Below are 20,914 nucleotides of genomic sequence, written 5' to 3'. Positions count from 1 at the left end.
GCTGCCGCCGCGAGACTGCCACGGCGCCGGTTACAGGTCGACCATGAAGGTCAGGCCGACCGTGCGCGGTGGCGCGATGAAGGCGCTGTCGCTGCCGTCCACGCCGTTGAGGTAGCGCTTGTCGGTGAGGTTGCTGATCACCAGGTCCAGTTTGGCCTGCTGCAACTGCGGCGACAGCCCGCCCAGGGCGATGCCGAGATTGGCGTCGAAGGTGGTCACCGCATCCAGCGACGCGCTGTTGGCCGCGTCCAGGTAGCGCCGGCCGAGGTAGCGGCCGGACAGGCCGCCGTGCCAGCGCTGGCCCTGCCAGTCGGCCGACAGCACCAGGGTCTGCCGCGGCTGGCCGATCACCTGCGAGCCCGGTGCGATCTCCAGTGCCTGGTCGCGCGCGGCGTTGCCGCTGCCCAGGTAGGTCGCCTTGTTGTAGGTGTAGGCGCCGTTGAGCCGCCAGCCGTTGTCCCAGGCGTAGCCCAGCGCCAGTTCGACGCCGCGCGCGTGCACGCCGCCGAAGTTCTCGTAGACGCCGTCGGTCTCGCCCAGGTAGTCGATGCCGGTGACGAAGTTGGCCGGCACGTAGACGATGCGGTTGTCGAAGCGGATGTCGTACAGGGTGATGCTGCCGGTCAGCGGCCAGCGGCTCATGCGCAGGCCCACCTCGACGTTGTCGGCGGTTTCCGGCTTGACCTTGCTCAGCACCAGCGGATCGGTCTCGCCGAGCACGCCGGAGGGGATCGCGGCGAAGTTCTGCGAGAAGCCGGCGAAGGCCTCCACGCCCTTGAGCGGCGTGGTCCAGGTCAGGCCGGCGGAGACCAGCGGATCGGAGTGCGAATCCGATTCGATGTGCGCGGCGTCGCCGATGCGGCGGTCGCGGGTCTGGTCGACGAAGAACTGCTTCACGCCCACGCGCCAGGCGAAGTCGCCATAGCGCATCACGTCCTCGGCGTAGTACATCTGCTCGTCGGTGCGGTAGTCGTCCTTGAACTGCACCCAGTACGGCACGTGGTCGAAGGCGATGTTGGTGCCGACGTCGAGCAGGCGGTGCCAGTCGCGGGTGACGCTGCGGTCGTAGCGTTCCAGCCACAGGCCGCCGCGCACGGTGTTGTGCAGCCCGCCGAAGTCCTGTGCCCATTCCACGTCGGCGGTGATGCCGCCGCGCTGGTTGTCGTAGTGGCTGTGGCGGTAGGACTGCACCGGCAGCGAGCCGGCCGGGTAGCAGGCCGGGTTGGACTCGGCCGGCAGGGTCGCGGTGTCGGCGCAGCTCGGCAGCATGCTCGCGGCCGCGCCGCTGGGGGTGACGAAGTAGAGCTTGCCCAGGGCATTGCCGCCGTACACGGTGCGGCCGCCGGTGTATTCGGATTCCGGACGCCCGGCGCCGTCGTTGGTGACGTCCACCAGGTAGGGCGGGATCCAGTCGCCGCGGCCCTTCAGGCCGTGCCCATAGCCGGTCAGGGTGGCCTTGAAGCCGTTGCCGCCGTCGAACTGGCCGCGCAGGTAGCCGAAGGTGTTCTTGCGCAGCGCGCGCGAACCGGAGCGGTAGTTCTGGTCGTAGTAGGGGATGCCGGTGAGCCTGCCGGTGAGCAGGTCGTGGTCCGGATCGGTGGCGAACTGCGCCGGGGTGACGCTGCTGTATTCCGATTCGTTGGCGTCGTCGTAGGACAGGTACCCGCTGAGTGTCCATGCGCCGAGGTCGCTGACGAACTTGCCGGCCAGGTGGTCGCGGGTGGTGTGGCCGCTGCCGTCGATCCAGTCGTCGTTGCTGGCGTGCGAGCCACTGACCCAGGCGCGGGTGCCGCCGAGGTCGCCGCTGTCGTAGCGCGCGTAGTACTTGCGCGCCTGGTTGTCGCCGATGCCGAAGGCCATGCGCACGCGCTGCTGGTCCAGCGGCTCGCTGGTGAGGAAGTTGAGGGTGCCGCCCAGCGCTTCGTTGGAGCGCGAGGCGATGTCGGCGGTGCCCTGGCTAACCTCCACCGTCTCCAGGTCCAGCGTGTCGATGAAGCGGTTGGCCTTGGCGCCGCCGCCGTAGGCCGAGCCGCCGTTGGGCACGCCGTCGATGGTGGTGCCGATCTGCTGGTCGTCGCGGTTGGTGACGAAGCCGCGCATGCTGATCTGCGTGCCCCAGTCGGAGGAGCCGAACGCATCGGCCTCGGTGGCGATCACGCCGGGCAGCTCGTTGAGCGCATCGTTGACGCTGCTCATCGCGAACTGGCGGTCCAGCGCCTCCTTGCTGACGTTGATCTTGGCGTAGGTGGTGGCCTGGCCGAGCACCTGCACCTGGTCCAGGGTCGAGACCCGGTCGCTGCTGTCGGACGGGGCCGTGCCGTCGGCGCCGTCGCTGGCCTCGGCGGCGTGGGCGCAGCCGAGGCTGGTGGCCAGCGCCAGGGCCAGCAGGGTCGGGGCAGGGGTGCGGAAATACGCCGAAACGGTCATCGGGTGCGTGGCTTGCGTGAGGGGCGCTCATGGTCCGATCGAGCGGTTTCGTGCGTGTGACCGCGATCTTGCGAATTCATGCATCATGCGCAAATCGGCATGAAAGACGAGCCTGGCACGATGCGGCGGCATGCGCCGCGGCAACTGGCGGCCGGTAGCTGAAGCGGCGTGGCGGCGCTTGTGCCGCCTTCCGGGAGTGAAGCGTTGGCGCGCGCCACCCAGATGGTGGACGGCTGGCCGCTAGGATTGCGCTCCAGCGAGATCGCTGCGTGTGTGACGCCGCCGTTGGTGCCCGCGTCAGGCACGGCTGCCGGCATGCGCGATGGTTTCTTCGCAGCGAGGCCGTGTCCTCGCGTAGACGTGCAGCCGCACTCCGGCGCCGCACGGGCGCGCGACCGTGCCCGGGGTCCGGCCGTGATGGCGTACCACACGAGCAAACCGGCATCATCGCCCGCTGCCGCCGCCGGCGGGCCCGCACTGGAACCTCCTGCCCGATGAGTCACGAACTGATCTACCTGCTGCTGATCTTCGCCCTGCTGGTGATCCCGCGCGCGTTGCAGCGCTTCAAGATGCCGGCGCCGCTGACCTGCCTGCTGTTCGGCATCATCGCGATGCTGGCGATGGGGCCGCGTGCGCACGACCCGGTGGTGACCCTGCTGGCCACGCTCGGCATCTCCTCGCTGTTCCTGTTCGCCGGCCTGGAAGTGGACCCGAAGGCGCTGCGCCGCGGCTTGTGGCCGCTGCTGCTGCACCTGGTGGTGCGCGGCGCCACCCTGTTCGGTGTCGGCTGGCTGGCCTGGCGATACGCCGGGCTGTCGTGGCAGGCGGCCGGATTGCTGGCGCTGGCCCTGCTGACGCCGTCCACCGGTTTCATCATCGAGTCGCTGGGGCGGCTGGGGTTGGACGAGGAAGAGCGGTTCTGGGTCACCAGCAAGGCCATCGCCGGCGAGCTGCTGGCGCTGGCGGCGCTGTTCGTGATCCTGCAGGCCGGCGATCCCTGGCAGATGGGCCTGTCCAGCCTGGCGCTGGTGGCGATGCTGGTCGGCCTGCCCCTGCTGTTCGTGGCCCTGGGGCGCTGGGTGGCGCCGCAGGCGCCGGGGTCGGAGTTCTCGCTGCTGGTGATGGTCGGCCTGATCGCCGCCTACATCACCTATTCGCTGGGCGTGTACTACCTGGTCGGCGCGTTCATCGCCGGGCTGGTGGCGCGGCTGCTGCGTCAGCGCATGCCGCTGCTGGCCTCCGACGAGAACCTGCAGGCGGTGCGCCTGTTCGCCTCGTTCTTCGTGCCGTTCTACTTCTTCAATGCCGGCACCAAGGTACCGAGCGGGGCGCTGAGCCTGCAGGCGCTGGGCCTGGGCCTGGCCCTGACCGCCTGCGTGCTGCCGCTGCGCATCGGCATCCTCTGGCTGCAGCGGCGGGTGCTGTTCGGCGAGGGCGCGCGCAGCAGCCTGCGGGTGTCGCTGGCCCTGTCGCCCACGCTGATCTTCACCCTGGTCCTGGCCGGGATCCTGCGCGACCGCTTCGCCATCGCTGACGCGCTGTTCGGCGCCTTGCTGCTGTACGCGGCCCTGACCACGCTGCTGCCGGCGTTGCTGCTGCGCATGCCGTTCGACGTCAGCCCGCTGGAAGCGGCGCCGCCTGCACCGGCGGATGCCGCGTCTGCGCAGGCGCCGGCCGAGCCGGTGGCGGAGGCGCCCGAGACGCCTGCGCCGACGCTGCCCGCGGGCGTGCCGGAGACGGCGCCGCGGCCCCAGCCCGGGCCGGCGTGAGCGAAGACGCTTGAAAGCCGGCGTGCGGCCCCCATACTGGCCGCCTCCGTTGCTCTCGCGTTTTTGCCGCCATGCCGATCTACGCTTTCCAATGTGCCGCATGCGGTCACAGCTTCGACCGCCTGCAGAAACTGTCCGATCCCGATCCGGAGACCTGTCCGTCCTGCGCCGCCCAGGCGGTCAAGCGCCAGCTCACCGCACCGGCGTTCCGCCTGTCCGGCAGCGGCTGGTACGAGACCGACTTCAAGAAGGACGGCGACAAGAAGCGCAACCTCGCCGAGTCGGGCAGCACCGGCGGTAGCGGGGACAGCAAGCCCGCAGCCGCAGCTGCGGCGTCCGACGCGCCGGCCAAGCCCGCGGCGGCGGCCACGCCCGCCGCGGCGCCCGCCGCAGCCAAGCCTGCGGCGACCTGAGTCGCGCCTCGGCCAACTGTCCGGTCGCTTCGCTCTTCGTAGGAGCGGCTTCAGCCGCGACCAGGCGTTACCCGGTCGCGGCTAATCCAAAAGAGCGGCAAGCGCCGCCCCTAACTCGACATATCACGCCATGCATCGGGCCGCGCGGGGCCCGGCGTTCGCCCTGGCTCAGCGCGCGCCGAAGCGTGCCCGGCAGCCGCCGTTGACCCACACCGTATTGCCTTCGTAGCCCCAGCTGCGGCCTTCCGCGCAGGTGGTGCCGGACAGTTGTTCGAGCAGCACCGGGCGGCCCTGGCGGCGATCCCAGGCGCAGGTGCGCAGGCGCTTGTCGTCGCTGCTGCAGGTCACCGTGTAACCGTTGTCCAGCGGCGGCCGGCCCGGTCCCCAGCCACCGCCGCCGCGGCCCTCGGCGAATTCGCCGCGACAGCCGTCGTCGACCCACACCGCGCCGTCGCGCGACCCCCAGGTGCGGCCCTCGATGCAGCGGGTGTCGGATAGCTGCCGCACCAGCGTGGCGTTGCGCCAGCCGGTCGGGCACACGCGCTGGCGCTGGTCCTGGCTTTCGCAGCGCACGGTGCCGGCCACGCCGCCACCACCACCGCCCCAGTTGCCGCCCGGTGCGCCGCGGCCTTCGACGAAGCGGCCGCGGCAGCCCTGGTCCACCCACACCACGCCGGGTGCCGAGCCCCAGGTGCGGCCTTCGATGCAGGGCGAATCGGACAGGGTGCCGACCAGCCGGGCTGGCCCGCGGAACGGCGTCGCGCATTGCTGGCGGCGGCGGTCGTTGCTGGAACAGGCGACGGTGCGGCCGTCGAAGCCCGGTTCCTGCCGCCAGCCATCGCCGCGGCCGCGCAGCGAAGTGGCGATGTCCTGCTGGATGTTGCCGAAGCCCCAGCCGCGGTCGATCTGGTCCAGGTAGAACTCGAGCTGATCGTCGGGGATCTGCCGGCCGCGCGACTGGTCGGCGTACTCGCGTTCGATCACCCGGACCCGGCCGGGGACCGACAGTTGCCGCAGGTCCTGCGGGGCGTAGGCGCGGGCGCTCTGGGCCGCCGCAGGTGCGCTGGTGAGGGCCAGTGCGGCGATCACCAGCCAACCGCCAAGGTGCTTCAACATGGGTTCTCTCCTCCCCGTGAATGGTGCGCGGACTATAGCCGCAGGCCAACTTAAGCCAGGATGAGCCATGCGCGATTTGCCCGCGCCGACGCGCCGCCGCAGAATACCGGGCTTGCCGGCGCCTTCTGCGCCGGCCGCCCCCTGTTTGGAGCTAGCGATGCGTACCCACTTCTGCGGCCTGGTCGACGAGACCCTGATCGGCCAAACCGTCACCCTGGCCGGCTGGACCGACGTGGCCCGCAATCTCGGCGGCGTGTGCTTCATCGACCTGCGCGACCACGAAGGCATCGTGCAGGTGATGGTGGAGCCGGAGAACGCGGAGGTGTTCAAGGTCGCCGCCAGCCTCGGCTACGAGGACGTGCTGCAGGTCGAGGGCGTGGTGCGTGCGCGGCATGCGGTCAACGACAAGCTGCGCAGCGGCAAGGTCGAAGTGATCGCCACGTCCATCACCGTGCTCAACAAGGCCGCGCCGCTGCCGTTCCATGCGCACGAGAACCCGGGCGAGGAAACCCGCCTGAAGTACCGCTACCTGGACCTGCGCCGTCCGGAGATGCAGCGCATGCAGCGCACCCGCATCAAGCTGGTGCAGGCGCTGCGCCGCTACCTGGACGAGCGCGGCTTCCAGGACATCGAGACCCCGATCCTGACCAAGGCCACCCCGGAAGGCGCGCGCGACTTCCTGGTGCCGGCGCGCATGCATCCGGGCGAGTTCTACGCGCTGCCGCAGTCGCCGCAGCTGTTCAAGCAGATCCTGATGGTGGCCGGCTTCGACCGCTACTACCAGATCGCGCGCTGCTTCCGCGACGAGGCGCTGCGCGCCGACCGCCAGCTCGAGTTCACCCAGCTCGACATGGAGTTCGCCTTCGTCCGCGAGCGCGACGTGCAGGACTTCGTCGAAGCCATGGTCCGCGCCATCTTCAAGGAGGTGGTCGACGTCGAGCTGGCCGCCGAATTCCCGCGCATGACCTGGGCCGAGGCCATGCGCCGCTACGGCTCGGACAAGCCGGACCTGCGCATCGCGCTGGAGCTGACCGACGTGGCCGAGCTGGTCAAGGACAGCGACTTCGCGGTGTTCAGCGCCGCGGCCGCCGATGCCGACGGTCGCGTCGCCGCGCTGCGCATTCCCGGCGGCGCCAGCCTCTCGCGCAAGCAGATCGACGAGTACGCCGCGCACGCCGCCAAGTACGGCGCTAAGGGCCTGGCCTACGTCAAGATCGCCGACAGCGGCGAGATCAGCTCGCCGATCCAGAAGTTCTTCGGCGAGGCCGCGTTCGCCGCGCTGCTCGCCCACGTCGGCGCCGGCAACGGCGACATCGTGTTCTTCGGCGCCGGCGCCTACGGCAAGGTCTCCGACTTCATGGGCGCGCTGCGCCTGAAGGCCGGCAAGGACTTCAACCTGGTCGCCGACGGCTGGCGGCCGCTGTGGGTCACCGACTTCCCGATGTTCGAGTGGGACGAGGAGGCGCAGCGCTACGTCGCCCTGCATCACCCGTTCACCGCGCCGGCGGTGGACGACATCGCCGAGTTGCGCACGCATGCCAAGACCGCGGTGTCGCGCGGCTACGACATGGTGCTCAACGGCAACGAGATCGGCGGCGGTTCGATCCGCATCCATCGCCCGGACATGCAGAGCGCGGTGTTCGAGCTGCTCGGCATCGGTGCCGAGGAAGCACGCGCCAAGTTCGGCTTCCTGCTGGATGCGCTGAACTACGGCGCGCCGCCGCATGGCGGCATCGCCTTCGGCATCGACCGCATCGCCGCGCTGATGGCCGGCACCGAGTCGATCCGCGACGTGATCCCGTTCCCCAAGACCACCGGCGCGCAGGACCTGATGACCGACGCGCCGTCGCCGATCGCCGACGCGCAGCTGGCCGAAGTGCACGTGCAGGTGCGCCCGCGGACGCAGTGACTCCTTTCCTCCAACCGTAGCGCAGGCCGACACATGAGCGAGACCGCATTCAATCTGGAGTGGGAAACCCTCGGCAACGAAGGCGCAGTGGAGGCCATCGTCACCCAGCGCGCGCGCGTGTTCGGCGGCTGGCTGGTGCGCGCCGGCAGCGGCGCCAACGCGCCGCTGGCGTTCGTGCCGGATCCGGAGGGCCGTTGGGACGGCGAGGACTTCGGCGAGGACGATTACGAGTACGAGGAAGACGAAGAGGGAGAGGAAGAAGAGGACGAGGACGAGGAAGGCGACGACGAAGACGAGGACGACGTCGAGGACGCCGACCCCGCGCACCCGGCGCGCTGAGCCGTGCGCATCCGTCGCGCCACGCCGGACGATGCCGCGGCGGTGACCCGCATCGCCACGGCCACCTTCTGCGAAACCTTCGGCCATCTGTATCCCGCGCAGGACCTGCAGGCCTTCCTCGACGAGGCCTATTCGCTGGAGCGTGCCCAGGTCGTGCTGGCGCATCCGGACTACGCGATCTGGCTGGTCGAGCACGACGGCGCGGTGGTCGGGCATGCCGCGGCCGGCCCCTGTGGCCTGCCGCACGCCGAGGTACGCCCCGGCGACGGCGAACTGAAGCGGCTGTACCTGCTGCGCGCACACCAGAACGGCGGCTGGGGCGCGCGGCTGTTCGATACCGCCCTGGCCTGGCTGGAACGCGACGGCCCGCGCACGCTGTGGGTGGGCGTGTGGTCGGAGAACCTGGGGGCGCAGCGTTTCTATGCGCGCTACGGCTTCGAGAAGGTCGGCACCTACGAATTCCCGGTGGGGCAGGTGCGCGATCTCGAATTCATCCTGCGCCGGCCGCCGCGCGCGGCCTGACGCCGTGCGGCCGGGCCCGGTCCCGGCACCGCCGCGTCGACATCGCGGCAACGAGGGCGCGTTAGAGTGCAGGCCTGTCCAGCCTGCAGGAGAACGCGCCATGTTCCGACCGTGGATGGGAATCGCCGCCGTGCTGCCGCTGCTGGCCGCGTGCGCGCCACCGGCATCGTTGCAGCCGGCCAGTGCCGGCCCCGCCGTGCAGGGCGATGGTCGCTGCAATGTCGACGCGGTGGCCTGGGCCGTCGGCCAGGAAGCCACCCAGGCGACCATGAGCCGGGTCTGGAAGGAGAGCGGAGCCGGCGTGGTGCGGCCGATCGCGCCCGGCCAGGCGGTGACCCGCGACCTGCGCCTTGACCGGCTCAATGTGTTCCTGGATGGCAGCAATCACATCGTCCGCACCACCTGCGGTTGAGCCGCCGATGGCCGCCGCGCCGCAGGTGCTGTTGCTGCACGGCATCTGGAACGCGCGGCCGTGGCTGCTGCCGCTGGCGCTACGCCTGCGCCGCGCCGGCTGGCGGGTCGCCAGTTTCGGCTATTCGACCGCCGTCGGCGGTGCCGAGGCCGCGGTGCCACGGCTGCATGCGCGCATCGAGCACCTGGCCGTTGCCGGCCCGGTGGCCCTGGTCGGGCATAGCCTCGGTGGCCTGATCGCGTTGCAGGCGTTGCAGCAGGCGCCCTCGTTGCCGGTGACCCGGGTGATCTGCCTGGGCAGTCCCTTGGCCGGCAGTGCCGCGGCGCGCGCCCTGGCGCAGCGGCGGCTGGGCGTGGCGCTGGGCCGCAGCGCGGCGCTGTTGCAGCAGGGCGTGGCGCGTTGGGACGGGCCGGCCGAGGTCGGCATGATCGCCGGCACCGTGGCGCGCGGGCTGGGCGCTCGCTTCGCCGCGCTGGGGCCCGAGTCCGACGGCAGCGTGGCCCTGGCCGAGACCCGCGTGCCCGGTCTTGGCGATCACTGCCAGGTCCGCGCCAGCCACAGCGGCCTGCTGTTTTCGGCGGACGCCGCGCGGCAGACCGCCGCCTTCCTGCGCGATGGGCGCTTCGCTGCCTGAGTCGGTTTGTCGGAACCGACCATCCCGCGGCGGCGGTCGGCGCCGCGTCGTGGTGTCCGCCACGACTGCCTTGGCGCCGGCCGGGGCGATACCGTCGCTCAGGGCGTCACGAAGGTCTTCAACCAGTCCAGGGTGGGGTTGAGCGCCCAGGCGGCGGTGCCGCTGCGGTAGTTGCCGTCGACCAGAATGCCGGTGCACTGGGTGCCGGGATAGCCGCCGAAGCCCATGAAGCAATGGTCGGCGTACAGGTCCTGCACTTCCCGGTCCTTGACGACGTACCAGCCGCTGCCGTTGCTGCGGAAGCACGACTGCTGCCCGTCGCAGCGCAGGCCGGTGACCAGTTGCGCCTGCGTGCGGGCGATGTTCTCGGTGCCGCCGACGAACATGTCGCGCTCGCCGTTGATGATGCGCAGGCGATCGGACGGCAGGCTGTGGTTGCCGTCGGCGACGCAGGACGCCAGGTTGTAGTAGGCGGTGTAGGTCGTGCCGGTGCCCTGGCCGAACGAGGCGGCGACCCGGGGATCGTAGTCGTGCGCCAGCACCGAGATGATCGAGCCCTGGCTGAGGCCGCCGGTCACCACACCCTTGGAGCAGTCGGCCTTGCCGCGGGCGCAGAGTTGGGCGATGGCGCTGTTGAGATTCTGCGCATCGAAGATGGCCTTGGCGCGGTTGCCGATGACGCCGCAGCTGCCGAAGCTGGCGTTGTCGTACTCCACCGAGGCGGCCACGAAGCCCTTGGCCGCCGCGGCATTCACTGCGGCCATCGCCCAATTGCTCTGGTAGTTCTCGCCGGTCCCGCCGATATGCACATAGACCGGGTACTTGCCCGCCGCGCGGGGTTCCTGGCCGCTGATCGAATAGGTGGTGAAGCCGGCCCTGTAGCTGCCCCTGAAGGCATCGGTCTGGGCGCTGGCGAGGCCCGGGGCGGCGAGGGCGAGCAGGCCCAGGCAGCGCAGGGCCAGCGACAGGAACGGGGCGGGGGCGGAGGGGCTACGGAACATGTGGGATCTCCTTTGGTGCGAAGGAACGCGGGCGCGATTTGCGCGTTCAGCCTCCAGGTGGGGCCTTACAGTTCTGGCAGCGATGTGGCGCGCATGGGTAGACAGTCCGCCAAGGATTGATGGGCAGCACGGGGCCGCGCGCGCTGGAGCGGGCGCCGCCGGGGGAACGGGTTGCATGCGCCGGTCGCATGCGCGGTCGGTCGTCGGCGCGGCCGGACCCCGGGATGCCTGCGGCATCAGGTAAAATCCGCGCCTTGTCCTTATAACTGTCCGGAACGCCCCATGGGTAGAGGCCCCTCGATCGAAGCCCGCAAGAACGCATCCGATGCGAAGCGCGGCAAGATTTTCACCAAGATCATCCGCGAGATCGGCGTCGCCGCGCGCGCCGGCGGCGGCGATCCGTCCAACAACCCGCGGCTGCGCGTGGCGATGGATAAGGGGCTGGCCTCGAACATGTCCAAGGACGTGATCGAGCGCGCGATCAAGAAGGCCACCGGCGAGCTGGAAGGCGTGGAGTACGAGGAAGTGCGCTACGAGGGCTATGCCCCGGGCGGGGTGGCGGTGATCGTCGACTGCCTGACCGACAACCGCGTGCGCACCGTGGCCGACGTCCGCCACGCCTTCAGCAAGTGCGGCGGCAACATGGGCACCGACGGCTCGGTGGCCTTCATGTTCAAGCGCCTGGGCGTGCTCAGCTTCGCCGCTGGCGCCGACGAGGAGAAGATCACCGAGGCCGCGATCGAGGCCGGTGCCGACGACATCGTGGTCTACCCCGAGGACGGCGCGATCGACGTGTTGACCGCGCCGGAGGCGTTCCAGGCGGTCAAGGACGCCATGGACGCGGCCGGCCTGTCCCCCGACCACGCCGACATCACTTTCCGCGCCGACAACGACATCGCCGTGGATGGCGACACCGCGGTGCAGGTGCGCAAGCTGCTGGACATGCTGGAAGACCTGGACGACGTGCAGAACGTCTATTCCAACGTGGACCAGGCAGCGCTGAGTGACGGTGGCTGACACCATGAACGCCGGGGGCCGTGGCCCGGGACCCCGGACCCGGAAAGCCGCTGTGCCGATGCCGGAGGCATTGCAGACGTCGATGACGGCCGCGGGCATCGCTGCCCGCACGGGCACTGCTTTCCCGAATCCCGAATCCCGAATCCCGAATCCCGGCACCACCACCACCCGCATCCTCGGCATCGATCCCGGCTCGCAGCGCACCGGCGTCGGCATCATCGACGTGGACGCGGCCGGCCGCACCCGCCACGTGCACCACGCCCCGCTGCTGCTGCTGGGCGAGGGCGATTTCGCGCTGCGGCTCAAGCGCCTGCTGTACGGGCTGGATGCGCTGATCGAGGAATACCGGCCGCAGGAAGTGGCGATCGAGCGGGTGTTCATGGGCAAGAGCGCCGACGCGGCGCTGAAACTCGGCCATGCCCGCGGCGCGGCGATCTGCGCGGCGGTGCTGCGCGAGCTGCCCGTGCACGAGTACGCCGCCAAGGAGATCAAGCTCGCCGTGGTCGGCAAGGGCGCGGCGGAGAAGCAACAGGTGCAACACATGGTCGGTCTCATGCTGAGCCTGACCGGCAAACTTCAGGCCGACGCCGCCGACGCGCTGGCCGTCGCCATCACCCATGCCCACGTGCGCGCCACCGCGCAGCGCCTGGGCGTCAGCACGCAGCAGGCTTGGAGTAGAAAATGAGTGGAGCGGGGATTCGGGATTCGGGATTGGGGATTGGCAACAGCCGCGCGCGTGCGCGCCCGCCCCGCTTTGACGAATCCCCAATCCCCAATCCCCAATCCCGGCGCCTCCAAGGAGGCGCCCAATGATCGGCCGTCTGCGCGGGATCCTCGCCTACAAGCAGCCGCCGTGGCTGGTGATCGATGTGGGCGGGGTGGGCTATGAGCTGGAGGCGCCCATGAGCACCTTCTACGACCTGCCCGACGTCGGTCGCGACGTGATTCTGTTCACCCACTATGCGCAGAAGGAGGACAGCGTGTCGCTGTACGGCTTCCTGCGCGAGGGCGAGCGGCGCCTGTTCCGTGATGTGCAGCGGGTCAGCGGGATCGGCGCGAAGATCGCACTGGCGGTGCTGTCCGGGGTCAGCGTCGACGAATTCGCGCGGTTGATCACCGCCGGCGACGTCACCGCGCTCACCCGCATCCCCGGCATCGGCAAGAAGACCGCCGAGCGAATGGTGGTGGAACTGCGCGACCGTGCGGCCGACTTCAGCGGCGGCGCGCCGGTGACCGGGCAACTGGGCCCCGACGCGGTCTCCGAGGCCACGGTGGCGCTGCAGCAGCTCGGCTACAAGCCGGCCGAGGCGGCGAAGATGGCGCGCGACGCCGCCGCCGACGGCGACGAGGTCGCCACGGTGATCCGCAAGGCCCTGCAAGCGGCCCTGCGCTGACCGCCCGGTCGGCTCGGCCTCCCGCTCTTTCTTCACGTTCTGGCGCTACTCTTCCCACCATGTCCAGCTCCTCCAGTTCCGCCGCCCGCCCGGGCAGCCACGATCCGCATGCCAAAACGGGCCTGGGGGTAATGCTGACCGCCATCGGCGTGGTCTTCGGCGACATCGGCACCAGTCCGCTGTACACGCTCAAGGAGGCGTTCTCGCCGCACTACGGCTTGTCCCCGGACCACGACACCGTGCTGGGCATCCTGTCGCTGGTGTTCTGGGCGCTGATGCTGGTGGTCACGCTCAAGTACGTCACCGTGATCATGCGCGCCGACAACGATGGCGAGGGCGGCATCATGGCGCTGACCGCGCTGGCGCAGCGCACCCTGCCGGGCGGCTCGCGCTCGATGTATGTGGTCGGCATCCTCGGCATCTTCGGCGCCTCGCTGTTCTTCGGCGACGGCGTGATCACCCCGGCCATCTCGGTGCTGTCGGCGGTGGAAGGCCTGGAGGTGGCCGCGCCCAAGCTGGAACCGTTCGTGGTGCCGATCACCCTGGTGGTGCTGGGGATGCTGTTCATGGCCCAGCGCTACGGCACCGAGCGGGTGGGCAAGGCATTCGGGCCGATCACCCTGGTCTGGTTCGTGGCGCTGGGCGCGATCGGCGTCTACAACATGGCGCGGGCGCCGGAAGTGCTGCAGGCGCTGAACCCCTGGTGGGGCGTGCGCTTCTTCGCCGAACACAACTGGCATGCGGTGTTCGTGCTCGGCGCCGTGGTGCTGGCGGTGACCGGCGGCGAGGCGCTGTACGCGGACATGGGCCATTTCGGCGCCAAGGCGATCCGGCGCTCGTGGAATTTCCTGGTGCTGCCGATGCTGACCCTGACCTACCTGGGGCAGGGCGCGCTGGTGCTGCGCGACCCGGCCGCGGTCAGCAACCCGTTCTACGAGGCGGTGCCGGAGTGGGCGCTGTATCCGATGATCGTGCTGGCCACCGCGGCCACGGTGATCGCCTCGCAGGCGCTGATCACCGGCGCCTATTCGGTGGCCAGCCAGGCCATGCAGCTGGGCTACATCCCGCGCATGCACATCCGCCACACCTCGCATTCCACCATCGGCCAGATCTACGTGCCGGCGGTGAACTGGTGCCTGCTGGCGCTGGTGGTGGTGGCGGTGATCGGCTTCGGCGACTCGACCTCGCTGGCCACCGCCTACGGCGTCTCGGTCACCGGCACCATGCTGATCACCACCGTGCTGATGATCATCTACGCGCGCGCCAACCCGCGCGTGCCGGCGCCGCTGCTGTGGCTGTTCGGGCTGGTGTTCCTGGCGGTGGACTGCGCCTTCTTCTACGCCAACATCATCAAGTTCCTGGACGGCGCCTGGTTCCCGCTGCTGCTGGGCCTGATCCTGTTCACCCTGATGCGCACCTGGCGCCGCGGCCGCAAGCTGCTGCACGACGAGATCCGCAAGGACGGCATCAAGCTCGACACCTTCCTGCCCGGGCTGATGCTGGCGCCGCCGGTGCGCGTGCCCGGCACCGCGGTGTTCCTGACCGCCGACCCGATGGTGGTGCCGCACGCGCTGATGCACAACCTCAAGCACAACAAGGTCCTGCACGAGCGCAACGTGTTCCTGACCGTCGAAACCCTGCAGGTCCCATACGCGGCCGCCGGGCAGCGGCTGAAGATCGACGCGATCGGCGACGAGTTCTACCGGGTCTATGTGCGCTTCGGTTTCATGGAGACCCCGGACGTGCCGCTGGCGCTGATGCGCTCCTGCGACCAGGGCGGGATCTACTTCGACCCGATGGACACCACCTATTTCGCCAGCCGCGAGACCATCGTGGCCAGCGCCAACCGCGGCATGCCGATCTGGCGCGACAAGCTGTTCGCGGTCATGCACCGCAACGCCGCCCCCGCCACCGGCTTCTTCCGCATCCCCGGCAACCGCCTGGTGGAGCTGGGCGCGCAGGTGGAGATCTGAGGCCGCCTGCGGCGGCCGGGATTGGGGAGTGGGGATTCGGGATTGGTCAAGGCCATGGCGCCGAGACCGTCCCACAGCCGATACTATTGCGCTACCAATCCCGAATCCCGACTCCCCACTCCCGGCTTTAAATGGACCGCATCATCGCCAGCAGCGCCACCCGCGAGGATGAGGTCGCCGAGGCCAGCATCCGCCCCAAGCGACTGGACGACTACCTCGGCCAGCAGCCGGTGCGCGAGCAGTTGTCGATCTACATCGAAGCGGCCAAGGCGCGCGGCGAGGCGATGGACCATGTGCTGATCTTCGGGCCGCCCGGCCTGGGCAAGACCACGCTCAGCCACGTCATCGCCAATGAGCTCGGGGTCAACCTGCGGGTCACGTCCGGCCCGGTGATCGAGAAGGCCGGCGACCTGGCCGCGCTGCTGACCAACCTGCAGCCGCACGACGTGCTGTTCATCGACGAGATCCACCGGCTGTCGCCGGTGGTCGAGGAAGTGCTGTACCCGGCGATGGAAGACTTCCAGATCGACATCATGATCGGCGAGGGCCCGGCCGCGCGTTCGATCAAGATCGACCTGCCGCCGTTCACCCTGATCGGCGCCACCACCCGCGCCGGCCTGCTGACCGCGCCCTTGCGCGACCGCTTCGGCATCGTCCAGCGCCTGGCCTTCTACACCCCGGACGAGCTGGCGCAGATCGTGCGCCGCTCCGCCAGCATCCTCGGCATCGCCTGCAACGCCGACGGCTGCGCCGAGATCGCGCGCCGCGCGCGCGGCACCCCGCGTATCGCCAACCGCCTGCTGCGGCGGGTCCGCGACTTCGCCCAGGTGCGCGCCGGCGGGCAGATCGACCTGGCGGTGGCGCAGGCCGCCACGCAGATGCTCAAGGTCGACGCCGAGGGCTTCGACGAGCTGGACCGGCGCATGCTGCGCACCATCATCGAGTACTTCGACGGCGGCCCGGTCGGCGTCGAGTCGCTGGCCGCCTCGCTGTCGGAGGAGCGCGGGACCCTGGAGGACGTGATCGAGCCCTTCCTGATCCAGCAGGGCTACCTGATCCGCACCGCCCGCGGGCGCATGGCCACCAACAAGGCGTATCTGCACTTGGGCTTGCAGCCCAAGCGGGATTCGGGATTGGGAATTGGAAATTCGGGAGACCTGTTTTGACTGTTGACCGCCAGGAGGCGCCTCTGCCCGGCGAATCCCCACTCCCGAATCCCCAATCCCCGCGGCTATTCAGTTGGCCGACACGCGTCTACTGGGAAGATACCGACGCCGGTGGCGTGGTCTACCACGCGCGCTACGTGGCCTTCCTGGAGCGGGCGCGCACGGAGTGGTTGCGGGCGTTGGGGTATGGTCAGGAGCGTCTGCGCCTGCAACACGATCTGGTGTTCGCAGTGCGCGCGATGCAGCTCGACTTCCTGCGCCCGGCACGCCTGGACGATTCCCTGCAGGTCGGCGTCGCGCTGTCGCAATGCAAGCGCGCCAGCCTGGTGTTCGCGCAGTCGATCCACCGCGACGACGGGGAGCTGCTGTTGCGCGCGCAGGTGCGGGTGGCGGCGCTCAGCGCCGGCAACTTCCGCCCGCGCGGCATGGACGACGCGCTGCACGATGTATTGAAAGTTCTTGAAATCACTGAAGCCGAATTACTGAGGAACGACGGATGATCGCATTGCTCCTGGCCCTGCAGGACACGGTGGTGGAGGCGCTGCCGCAGGACGTGACCCAGACCGCCACCCAGGCCGTCGCCAACACCGCCGCCCACGGCGGCATCAATTACCTGGACCTGATGGTCAAGGCCAGCCTGCCGGTCAAGGTGATCGTGCTGCTGCTGCTGCTCGGCTCGCTGATCAGTTGGGTCATCATCTTCCGCAAGGGCAAGGTGTTCAAGGACGCCAACCGCGAGGCCGACGACTTCGAGAACCGCTTCTGGTCCGGCACCGATCTCAGCAAGCTCTACGCCGGCGCCACCGACCGCAACCGCGTGGTCGGCGGGCTGGAGGCGATCTTCGAGGCCGGTTTCCGCGAGTTCGCCCGCCTGCGCGACAAGCGCCGGCTGGATGCGCGCATCCAGCTGGAAGGCGCGCAGCGGGCGATGCGCGCGACCTATGCGCGCGAGGTCGACCGCCTCGAGCGCAACCTGGAACTGCTCGCCAACATCGGCTCCACCGCGCCCTACGTGGGCCTGGTCGGCACCGTGTTCGGCATCATGGTGACCATGCACGACATGATCAACAGCGGCCAGCAGGCGGGCATCGCCGCGGTCGCGCCAGGCATCTCCGAGGCGCTGTTCGCCACCGCCATCGGCCTGTTCGTGGCGATCCCGGCGGTGTGGGCCTACAACCGCTTCACCACCCGCGTCGAGCGGCTGGCGGTGCGCTTTGAGACCTTCTCCGAAGAGTTCAGCTCCATCCTGCAGCGCCAGGCCAGCGGCGACTGAGCGTCGCCCGCCTGTCCCCGACTCCCAGGATTCCCGCATGACTGCCGCCATTTCCCGCCGCAAGCGCCGCAAGCTCAAGTCCGAGATCAACGTCGTGCCGTACATCGACGTGATGCTGGTGCTGCTGATCATCTTCATGGTCACCGCGCCCTTGCTCAGCCTGAGCGTGGACGTGGACCTGCCCGATTCCACCGCACGCTCGGTGGAAAGCAAGAAGGACCCGGTGATCGTCACCGTCGATGCCCAGGGCCACTACACGCTGACCCTGCAGGACGGCAAGCCGGAGAAGATCGCCGCGCCGGAACTGAAGGCGAAGATCCAGGCCTTCGTCGGCCAGAACAAGGACGTGCCGGTGTTCGTCGCCGCGCCCGGCAGTTCCAACTATCAACTGGTCATGGACACCATGGTCATGCTGCAGCAGGCCGGCGTTCCCAAGGTCGGCCTGATGAGTCAGCCCGGAAACAATGCACGCTGAAGCCGATTCCCGCCCGCCGCAGCACCGCGGCGACGACAAGGGGCTGATCTTCGGGGTCGCCCTGGCGTTGCTGGTGCATGTGCTGATCGCACTGCTGTTCTTCCTGGCCTGGTGGTGGTCGCCGGTGCGCCAGGTCGAACCGGCCGCCGGTTCGCCGATGGTCGAGGCCTCGCTGGTGGTCTCGGCCGCCGACGTGCGCTCGGCGCAGAAGGCGGTGAAGGACGCGCCCAAGCCCTTGCCCGAGCCGCTGCCCGAGCCGGTCAAGGACGTCGCCGAGGAAGACACGGTGCCGCCGCCGCAGCCGCTCCCCACGCCCAAGCCGCAGCAGGCGCCGACGCCGCAGCAGCAGAAGGCGCAGGACTTCGTCCCGGTGCCCGACAAGGTTGACCAGGACCGCGCCACCCGCACCGCGATCTCCCAGGAAAAGGAGAAGCAGGAGCAGGAGGCCAAGCGCCGCCAGGAACAGATCGACCTGACCGAGCAGAAGCGCCAGCAGGAGGCCGAGCAGAAGCAGCGCCTGGCCGCGCAGCAGGAAGAGGAGCGGCAGAAGAAGATCGCCGACATCCGCAAGCAGCGCGAGCAGGCCCAGCGCGAGGCCAAGCTGGCCGAGCAGAAACTGCAGCAGATCGCCGACCTGAACGCCAAGAAGGCGTCGGCGGCCGCGGCCACCACGCCGCAGCAGGCGCCGGGCCAGAACGGCACCAACACTGATCTGCTGGCGAAGTACAGCGCGGCGATCCAGCAGGCGGTGCTGAGCCAGTGGGTGCGCCCGGATTCGGTGCCGCTGGGGCAGAAGTGCAAGATCGTGATCACGCAGATTCCCGGTGGTCAGGTGATGGAGGCCAAGGTCAGCCCCGACTGTCCCTACGACGAGGCCGGCCGGCGCTCGATCGAAGCGGCGGTGTTGCGTGCGCAGCCACTGCCTTATCGGGGCTTCGAGACCGTTTTCTCGCGCACTCTGACCTTCAACTTCACCGCCCAGGACAAATGACCCCGGCGGGCGGCCGCCGCCGCGTTCGCGCGCGGCCGGCCATCCGCCGGACACGCGATGGGCGATAATGGAGAGCGTCCTGCCATCGGCTTCACATGGCGATGGTTCATGATTGCGAATACGTTCACCCGCGCATTGCTATCTCTTGCGCCTTTCCGATCCTGCTGAGCGAACCATGAAGAAACTGCCGCGCTGGCTTGCCGTTCTTACCGCCCTGTTGTTGCCTCTCGCCGCATCCGCGCAGGACAAGGGCCTGGAAATCGACATCGTCGGCGGCAATGCCTCGGCGACCCCGATCACCGTCGTGCCGATGCCGTACCAGGGATCGGCGACTCCGCCGAGCACCGACGTCGCCGCCGTGGTCCGCGCCGACCTGGATCGCTCCGGCCAGTTCCGCAATCTGCCCGAGTCGCAGATCGTCGAGCGCCCGACCCGCGGCAGCGAGGTGCAGTTCGCCACCTGGCGCGCGCTCAAGCAGAGCTATCTGGTCGTCGGCCGGGTGATGGATGCCGGCGAAGGCGCTTACCGCGTCGAGTACGAACTGTTCGACGTGGGCAAGGGCGAGCGCATGCTCGGCCTGGCGATGACCGCCCGCGCCAACGCCATGCGCGACGTCGCCCACCAGATGGCCGATGCCATCTACGAGAAGATCACCGGCGTGCGCGGCGCGTTCTGGACCCGCATCGCCTACGTCACCGCCAGCGGCAAGGGCGGGGCGATGCGCTATGCGCTGATGGTCGCCGACTCCGACGGCTACAACCCGCAGACCATCGTCCGCTCGGCCGAGCCGCTGCTGTCGCCGAACTGGAGCCCGGACGGCAAGAAGCTGGCCTACGTGAGCTTCGAGCGCGGCAACTCCTCCATCTACATCCAGGACATCGCCACCGGCGCCCGCCAGCTGGTGTCCAGCTTCCGCGGCATCAACGGCGCCCCGTCGTTCTCGCCGGACGGCAAGAAGCTGGCGCTGGCGTTGTCGCGCAGCGGCAACCCGGAGATCTACGTGATGGATCTGGGCAGCAAGCAGCTGACCCAGCTGACCAACCACTTCGGCATCGACACCGAGCCGACCTGGGCGCCGGACGGCAACAGCATCTACTTCACCTCCGACCGCGGTGGCCGCCCGCAGATCTACCAGGTGCCGGCGACCGGCGGCAGCGCCACCCGCATCACCTTCCAGGGCAACTACAACGCCACCCCGAGCGTGTCCTTCGATGGCAACAAGCTGGTCGTGGCCCAGGGCAGCGGCAACACCTACAAGATCGCGATGATGGACCGCAGCCTGGGTTCGCCGCGCTGGAGCACCCTGTCGACCGGTTCGCTGGACGAGTCGCCGAGCTTCGCCCCCAACGCCAGCATGGTGCTGTATGCGGCGCGTGAAGGCGGCCGTGGCGTGCTGTACGCGGTCTCGGCCGATGCCCGCGTGCGGCAGCGCCTGGTGCTCGCCGATGGCGACGTGCGCGAGCCGTCCTGGTCGCCGTATCGCACTGCACGTTGACATGTAAGTTTGGTGTTAATATTTCGCTGTTGAACCCCTCATCGGCCCAGGAGCCACAAGGTATCCCCATGAACAAGACCACCCGCGTTCTGCTTGTTTCGCTGTTGTCCGTTGCAGCTCTGGCCGGCTGCGCCAAGAAGGTCAAGGAACAGCCCCAGACCGACACCACCGGCACCACCGGCACCACCGCCCCGACCGGCCCGTCGACCTCCGGTCTGTACGGCCCGGGCGATCTGGAGACCGATTCCTGCCTGCGTCAGCGCGTGGTCTACTTCGACCTGGACAAGGATGCCGTGAAGCCGGAATTCCAGGCGATCATGGCGTGCCACGCCAAGTACCTGCGTGACCGTCCGTCCTCGCGCATCACCCTGCAGGGCAACACCGACGAGCGTGGTTCGCGCGAGTACAACATGGGCCTGGGCGAGCGTCGTGCCAACGCCGTGTCCTCGGCGCTGCAGGCCAACGGCGGCTCGGCTGCGCAGCTGACCGTGGTCAGCTACGGCGAAGAGCGTCCGGTCTGCACCGAGTCGAACGAGTCCTGCTGGTCGCAGAACCGTCGCGTCGAGATCGTCTACACGGCGCAGTAAG

21 protein-coding genes are annotated in these 20,914 nt (G+C 69.3%); 18 read left to right on the top strand and 3 right to left on the bottom strand.

Going from position 1 to position 20,914, the window contains the following annotated elements; all coding sequences use genetic code 11:
- Positions 1-30 precede the first annotated feature (30 nt).
- The gene (locus tag FHR66_RS17760) at positions 31-2,427 is read right to left on the bottom strand and encodes a TonB-dependent receptor (RefSeq protein WP_160969060.1); all 2,397 of its coding nucleotides are present in this window, start codon (positions 2,425-2,427) and stop codon (positions 31-33) included.
- Positions 2,428-2,921: 494 nt separating this feature from the next.
- Between FHR66_RS17760 and FHR66_RS17755 the strand changes: the two genes are divergently transcribed.
- Together FHR66_RS17755 and FHR66_RS17750 are read left to right on the top strand one after the other, a co-directional pair.
- On the top strand, positions 2,922-4,196 hold the full coding sequence (locus FHR66_RS17755) for a cation:proton antiporter (protein ID WP_160969059.1): 1,275 nt from the start codon (positions 2,922-2,924) through the stop codon (positions 4,194-4,196).
- A gap of 71 nt (positions 4,197-4,267) precedes the next feature.
- Positions 4,268-4,609: an FmdB family zinc ribbon protein gene (locus FHR66_RS17750; RefSeq protein WP_160969058.1), complete on the top strand. Its 342-nt coding sequence runs from the start codon at positions 4,268-4,270 to the stop codon at positions 4,607-4,609.
- Between the two features lie 168 nt (positions 4,610-4,777).
- Here the strand turns inward: FHR66_RS17750 and FHR66_RS17745 are convergent, their stop codons facing one another.
- Positions 4,778-5,725 (bottom strand): DUF3011 domain-containing protein, encoded by a 948-nt coding sequence (locus tag FHR66_RS17745; RefSeq protein ID WP_160969057.1) that lies wholly within the window; start codon positions 5,723-5,725, stop codon positions 4,778-4,780.
- 157 nt (positions 5,726-5,882) lie between these two features.
- Here FHR66_RS17745 and aspS point away from each other — a divergent pair, with 157 nt between their 5' ends.
- From aspS to FHR66_RS17720, 5 genes are all read left to right on the top strand, one after another.
- Positions 5,883-7,634, top strand: a complete 1,752-nt coding sequence (gene aspS, locus FHR66_RS17740; RefSeq protein ID WP_160969056.1) for an aspartate--tRNA ligase — start codon at positions 5,883-5,885, stop codon at positions 7,632-7,634.
- Between the two features lie 33 nt (positions 7,635-7,667).
- A complete protein-coding gene (locus FHR66_RS17735) occupies positions 7,668-7,973 on the top strand; it encodes a DNA primase (RefSeq protein ID WP_160969055.1) in 306 nt (101 codons plus the stop codon).
- A 3-nt stretch (positions 7,974-7,976) separates the two neighbouring features.
- Positions 7,977-8,495: a GNAT family N-acetyltransferase gene (locus FHR66_RS17730; RefSeq protein ID WP_160969054.1), complete on the top strand. Its 519-nt coding sequence runs from the start codon at positions 7,977-7,979 to the stop codon at positions 8,493-8,495.
- Positions 8,496-8,595: 100 nt separating this feature from the next.
- Complete coding sequence (locus FHR66_RS17725) at positions 8,596-8,907, top strand: I78 family peptidase inhibitor (protein WP_237475400.1); 312 nt, start codon at positions 8,596-8,598, stop codon at positions 8,905-8,907.
- 7 nt (positions 8,908-8,914) lie between these two features.
- Entirely contained in the window at positions 8,915-9,541 is a 627-nt protein-coding gene (locus FHR66_RS17720) for an esterase/lipase family protein (RefSeq protein WP_160969053.1), read from the top strand.
- A gap of 98 nt (positions 9,542-9,639) precedes the next feature.
- Here FHR66_RS17720 and FHR66_RS17715 read toward each other — a convergent pair whose 3' ends face one another.
- Positions 9,640-10,542: a hypothetical protein gene (locus FHR66_RS17715; protein WP_160969052.1), complete on the bottom strand. Its 903-nt coding sequence runs from the start codon at positions 10,540-10,542 to the stop codon at positions 9,640-9,642.
- Positions 10,543-10,824: 282 nt separating this feature from the next.
- On the opposite strand from FHR66_RS17715, the gene FHR66_RS17710 reads away from it, so the two are divergent.
- From FHR66_RS17710 to pal, 11 genes are all read left to right on the top strand, one after another.
- Positions 10,825-11,559, top strand: a complete 735-nt coding sequence (locus tag FHR66_RS17710) for a YebC/PmpR family DNA-binding transcriptional regulator (protein ID WP_160969051.1) — start codon at positions 10,825-10,827, stop codon at positions 11,557-11,559.
- 82 nt (positions 11,560-11,641) lie between these two features.
- Positions 11,642-12,244 (top strand): crossover junction endodeoxyribonuclease RuvC, encoded by a 603-nt coding sequence (gene ruvC / locus FHR66_RS17705; protein ID WP_202394893.1) that lies wholly within the window; start codon positions 11,642-11,644, stop codon positions 12,242-12,244.
- 124 nt (positions 12,245-12,368) lie between these two features.
- Positions 12,369-12,953, top strand: a complete 585-nt coding sequence (ruvA, locus tag FHR66_RS17700; RefSeq protein WP_160969820.1) for a Holliday junction branch migration protein RuvA — start codon at positions 12,369-12,371, stop codon at positions 12,951-12,953.
- A 59-nt stretch (positions 12,954-13,012) separates the two neighbouring features.
- Positions 13,013-14,926: a potassium transporter Kup gene (locus FHR66_RS17695; RefSeq protein WP_160969818.1), complete on the top strand. Its 1,914-nt coding sequence runs from the start codon at positions 13,013-13,015 to the stop codon at positions 14,924-14,926.
- Between the two features lie 131 nt (positions 14,927-15,057).
- The gene (ruvB, locus tag FHR66_RS17690; RefSeq protein ID WP_160969816.1) at positions 15,058-16,092 is read left to right on the top strand and encodes a Holliday junction branch migration DNA helicase RuvB; all 1,035 of its coding nucleotides are present in this window, start codon (positions 15,058-15,060) and stop codon (positions 16,090-16,092) included.
- Entirely contained in the window at positions 16,089-16,592 is a 504-nt protein-coding gene (ybgC, locus tag FHR66_RS17685; RefSeq protein ID WP_456361776.1) for a tol-pal system-associated acyl-CoA thioesterase, read from the top strand. Before ruvB ends, ybgC begins: the two co-directional genes overlap by 4 nt.
- Positions 16,589-17,365, top strand: a complete 777-nt coding sequence (tolQ, locus tag FHR66_RS17680) for a protein TolQ (protein WP_160969814.1) — start codon at positions 16,589-16,591, stop codon at positions 17,363-17,365. Before ybgC ends, tolQ begins: the two co-directional genes overlap by 4 nt.
- 37 nt (positions 17,366-17,402) lie before the next feature.
- Positions 17,403-17,840, top strand: a complete 438-nt coding sequence (gene tolR, locus FHR66_RS17675; protein ID WP_160969813.1) for a protein TolR — start codon at positions 17,403-17,405, stop codon at positions 17,838-17,840.
- On the top strand, positions 17,830-18,831 hold the full coding sequence (gene tolA, locus FHR66_RS17670; protein WP_160969812.1) for a cell envelope integrity protein TolA: 1,002 nt from the start codon (positions 17,830-17,832) through the stop codon (positions 18,829-18,831). The genes tolR and tolA overlap by 11 nt, the downstream gene beginning before the upstream one ends.
- 175 nt (positions 18,832-19,006) lie before the next feature.
- Complete coding sequence (tolB, locus tag FHR66_RS17665) at positions 19,007-20,326, top strand: Tol-Pal system beta propeller repeat protein TolB (RefSeq protein ID WP_148828954.1); 1,320 nt, start codon at positions 19,007-19,009, stop codon at positions 20,324-20,326.
- Positions 20,327-20,394: 68 nt separating this feature from the next.
- Entirely contained in the window at positions 20,395-20,913 is a 519-nt protein-coding gene (gene pal, locus FHR66_RS17660) for a peptidoglycan-associated lipoprotein Pal (protein WP_048491898.1), read from the top strand.
- Position 20,914: the final 1 nt, after the last annotated feature.

It is taken from the genome of Xanthomonas sp. F4, from assembly GCF_011761895.1.
The sequence above is the reverse complement of the archived record's forward strand: the minus strand, read 5'-3'. Positions and strand labels throughout refer to the sequence as shown.

Coding starts and splice junctions, on each gene's coding strand:
- FHR66_RS17760 (WP_160969060.1), bottom strand. CDS start 2,427: ATGACCGTTTCGGCGTATTTCCGCACCCCTGCCCCGACCCTGCTGGCC.
- FHR66_RS17755 (WP_160969059.1), top strand. CDS start 2,922: ATGAGTCACGAACTGATCTACCTGCTGCTGATCTTCGCCCTGCTGGTG.
- FHR66_RS17750 (WP_160969058.1), top strand. CDS start 4,268: ATGCCGATCTACGCTTTCCAATGTGCCGCATGCGGTCACAGCTTCGAC.
- FHR66_RS17745 (WP_160969057.1), bottom strand. CDS start 5,725: ATGTTGAAGCACCTTGGCGGTTGGCTGGTGATCGCCGCACTGGCCCTC.
- aspS (WP_160969056.1), top strand. CDS start 5,883: ATGCGTACCCACTTCTGCGGCCTGGTCGACGAGACCCTGATCGGCCAA.
- FHR66_RS17735 (WP_160969055.1), top strand. CDS start 7,668: ATGAGCGAGACCGCATTCAATCTGGAGTGGGAAACCCTCGGCAACGAA.
- FHR66_RS17725 (WP_237475400.1), top strand. CDS start 8,596: ATGTTCCGACCGTGGATGGGAATCGCCGCCGTGCTGCCGCTGCTGGCC.
- FHR66_RS17720 (WP_160969053.1), top strand. CDS start 8,915: ATGGCCGCCGCGCCGCAGGTGCTGTTGCTGCACGGCATCTGGAACGCG.
- FHR66_RS17715 (WP_160969052.1), bottom strand. CDS start 10,542: ATGTTCCGTAGCCCCTCCGCCCCCGCCCCGTTCCTGTCGCTGGCCCTG.
- FHR66_RS17710 (WP_160969051.1), top strand. CDS start 10,825: ATGGGTAGAGGCCCCTCGATCGAAGCCCGCAAGAACGCATCCGATGCG.
- ruvC (WP_202394893.1), top strand. CDS start 11,642: ATGACGGCCGCGGGCATCGCTGCCCGCACGGGCACTGCTTTCCCGAAT.
- ruvA (WP_160969820.1), top strand. CDS start 12,369: ATGATCGGCCGTCTGCGCGGGATCCTCGCCTACAAGCAGCCGCCGTGG.
- FHR66_RS17695 (WP_160969818.1), top strand. CDS start 13,013: ATGTCCAGCTCCTCCAGTTCCGCCGCCCGCCCGGGCAGCCACGATCCG.
- ruvB (WP_160969816.1), top strand. CDS start 15,058: ATGGACCGCATCATCGCCAGCAGCGCCACCCGCGAGGATGAGGTCGCC.
- tolQ (WP_160969814.1), top strand. CDS start 16,589: ATGATCGCATTGCTCCTGGCCCTGCAGGACACGGTGGTGGAGGCGCTG.
- tolR (WP_160969813.1), top strand. CDS start 17,403: ATGACTGCCGCCATTTCCCGCCGCAAGCGCCGCAAGCTCAAGTCCGAG.
- tolA (WP_160969812.1), top strand. CDS start 17,830: ATGCACGCTGAAGCCGATTCCCGCCCGCCGCAGCACCGCGGCGACGAC.
- tolB (WP_148828954.1), top strand. CDS start 19,007: ATGAAGAAACTGCCGCGCTGGCTTGCCGTTCTTACCGCCCTGTTGTTG.
- pal (WP_048491898.1), top strand. CDS start 20,395: ATGAACAAGACCACCCGCGTTCTGCTTGTTTCGCTGTTGTCCGTTGCA.